Origin of the sequence: Paraclostridium sp. MRS3W1 (assembly GCF_032465715.1) — a bacterium.
GTDB classification, from domain to species: Bacteria; Bacillota; Clostridia; order Peptostreptococcales; family Peptostreptococcaceae; genus Paraclostridium; species Paraclostridium dentum.
Window position 1 is genome coordinate 1 of record NZ_JAWDJM010000170.1, and the last position, 2,695, is coordinate 2,695.

General features: G+C 27.3%; 3 protein-coding genes. All 3 read right to left on the reverse strand.

Annotated elements, in window-relative coordinates; all coding sequences use genetic code 11:
• Positions 1-736: SH3 domain-containing protein (locus RWY47_RS14300; RefSeq protein ID WP_316030356.1), on the reverse strand; the 736-nt coding region annotated here is incomplete at its 3' end.
• 332 nt (positions 737-1,068) lie between these two features.
• Positions 1,069-1,416 (reverse strand): cupin domain-containing protein, encoded by a 348-nt coding sequence (locus RWY47_RS14305; protein ID WP_021428853.1) that lies wholly within the window; start codon positions 1,414-1,416, stop codon positions 1,069-1,071.
• Positions 1,417-1,503: 87 nt separating this feature from the next.
• On the reverse strand, positions 1,504-2,502 hold the full coding sequence (locus RWY47_RS14310) for a peptidylprolyl isomerase (RefSeq protein WP_150842243.1): 999 nt from the start codon (positions 2,500-2,502) through the stop codon (positions 1,504-1,506).
• Between the last annotated feature and the right edge of the window lie 193 nt (positions 2,503-2,695).

Consider the following 2,695-nt stretch of genomic DNA (forward strand, 5'->3'; position numbering starts at 1 on the left):
AGTCTTTTAAATATGCACTTGATACATATCCTTCTTTTCCACTGAACTTAACTTTCGACCAGCCATTACTTTCTGATATTACTTCTACTTTATCATTTTGTTTTAATGACCCTATTACACTATTACTTGTTGATGGTCCACTTCTTACATTTAATGATGTTGCTGTTACTACTTTTGTTTTTCCTATTGTTTTAGTTTCATTTGTATTATTATTAGAATTTGCACCTGTATTTTGATTAGTACTTGGTTTTTCACTTGGTTTTACATTATTCTCATTTGATAAAAACTCACTTGATGCATATCCGATTCTTCCCTCATACTTAATCTTTGACCAGCCATTACTCTCTGATATTAATTCGACTTCTGTTCCTTTTTTTATTTTCGCTATTGTTCTATAGCTTGTAGATGCTCCGCTTCTCATATTAAGCACATCTGCTGTAACTGTTCTTTTGGATTCTGATTGATTATTTTGATTAATATCTGTTTTTATATACTCACTAGAAGCCCAGCCAGAATTTCCATTTCCTGCTTTTATTTTATACCATCCATCTTGGCTTTCTAATATAGTTACTTTTTCATTTTGCTTAATAGAAAAAAGAAAAGAACTTCCTGTTGAAGGTTCACTTCTTACATTTAATGATGGAGCCATTACAATATCTTCCTGCCCAGATGCAAATACATTTGTAGCTGTCAACGGCATGAATGCAAGCGTAGCTATTGCTATTTTTTTATTCAATAAATATCCCCCCTGTTTTAAGTTGATTTTATACTTACGTTTTATATACGACAGTTTAATTGTATATTAAACATAAATAGTTAAAATCCTGTAACTTTTCCTATTATTTTTTATTGCATACGAAAAAAAACCATTTTTACTGATTTTCGTAATTTTCTTTACAAATTATATATACAACAAAAAATCAGTTTTCTAACATTTAATGTTTAAAATATGTTAAATTTTTTATGTTCAAAGCATATTTAATTTATATAACTAAGTTTTATGTAATATCAGCAATTTCTAATAAATATATTTTTAAAGCATAAAAAAAGATGGGTTATCCCATCTTTTTAATCATTTATAACTATTGCTATTAATTCTAATTCTTCATCACCAGTATTTTCTAGATAATGTGACTCTCCATCTGCTGTGTAAACAACATCTCCAGATCCAATTGGCTGCATAAATCCATCATCTAATACTCTACCTTCACCTTTAATTATATAATATACTTCAAAATCATCTGTATGATCATGAACTCCTATAGATGAACCTGGTGCTAAAACTAATCTTGAAATTAACTTAGCCTTATTTTTTAATTCTTTTCCTTCAATCAAATGATACATAGTAGTAGTTCCTCTACCATCCCTTAGGTTTTTAACTTTTTTTTCAGTTAGTTCCTGTGGTCTTTTTATCATTTAAAATCGCCCCCCCGTATATGCTTACTATAATTTTATCACATTTATAAATCATAGTCATATAGGAAGATACATTTTTAATAAATTTTATTTTTTAACATCTACTTTGTATTCTTTTGTTAACTTATCAATTAAAGAATTTTGTTTCTCTACTACTAGTTGTTCTTTAAGATTTTCTTTAACATCGTCAAAAGACATTTCTTTTTCTCCAGTTTTCTTTATTATGTGGTATCCATATTGAGTTTCAACAATCTTCGGATATATTTCACCATCATTTAAAGTAAATGCAGCTTTTTCAAATTCAGCTACCATATCACCTTTTCCAAAGTAACCTAAGTCTCCTCCACTTTGAGCACTTCCATCTTCAGAGTACTTCTTAGCCAATTGAGCAAAGTCTCCTCCCTCTAAAGCTTGTTTTAATATATCTTCAGCTAACTTTTTATTTTCTTTTAATTTAGCATCATCTAATTTTTTTCCATTTTCATCAGTATTCTTTATTAATATATGAGATGCACTTATTTGATTAAAATCTTTTTTATTCTTGTTGTAATAATCTTCAACTTGTTTATCTGTTACCTGGCTTTTTTCTTCTATATATTTAGCAGCTACAGCTTCTTTTTCTATAGACTTTCTCATTTCATCTTTAGTTATTCCAAACTGCTTTAAATAAGCTTCCTCATCTAGCCCAAATGTTTTAGATATAGTAGCCATATAATTACTGTATTGTTCATCAATTGTCTTTTTATCTAACTTAAATTTATTTTTAACTGCATCTTTATACAGCGTTTCTGTCGTCACTATGTGGTCTATCATATTTTGTTCATAATAATCTATTTCTTCATCAGTCATTTTAGTCTTGCCATTCATATAAAATAAAGGTTCCATTACATTTTTCAATTCTTTTTCCTTTATTTTTGTGTCTCCAATAGTTGCTATTACTTTATTTTCGCTATAATGCCTACTAGTTGCCGGTAAATCTCTTCCTTTTTCTTTTCCAAGATAAAATCCTGCTATACCTATGCCAACTGCTAAAACGCCTGTAATTATCCATACTTTTTTACTTATATGTTTTTTTTCTTTATCCATATTTTTTTATGTACCTCCTAAAATTTATCTTCAACTATATTTTATAGTATAAATGTGAATTCCATATGAATGACCATTATTTTCCAATTCATATTGTATTATAGACAAATTTTCTTAATATTAAATATAATTTTTTTTAAAATTATATTTATATTTTTTATTTTTTAAACTATAATAATATTCAGAATATTAT